Origin of the sequence: Vibrio sp. 10N.222.48.A3 (assembly GCF_041475345.1) — a bacterium.
GTDB lineage: Bacteria > Pseudomonadota > Gammaproteobacteria > Enterobacterales > Vibrionaceae > Vibrio > Vibrio tasmaniensis_A.
On the sequence record NZ_JBFRVX010001408.1, the window covers coordinates 1 to 257 of the forward strand.

The 257-nt window shown below is 42.0% G+C and carries 1 pseudogene; it reads right to left on the reverse strand.

Going from position 1 to position 257, the window contains the following annotated elements:
* Positions 1-257, reverse strand: a pseudogene (locus tag AB4653_RS26750) (IS110 family transposase); the annotation flags it as partial.

A 257-nucleotide genomic window follows, 5' to 3' on the forward strand; every position in this document is an offset into this window, starting at 1 on the left:
CTTTCGAACACACGCGGTTGTTACAACTTTTTTAGGTTTTACAGCTGCTAAAAGTCGAGCATAAGTCGCTATGAATATGGTGTTACATTGCATGGCTGCCATCATCGCCATGTATAAAGCGGTTCGTGCTTACTTTCGACCGCCTTGGATTAAGCACTTACCTTTGTAGCGAACACTTTCTCGTGTGATTGTAGAGACGGCAATATTTCCTATTCTTGGGGCGATCTGCAATATTGTATTTTTGATCATGCTGATTG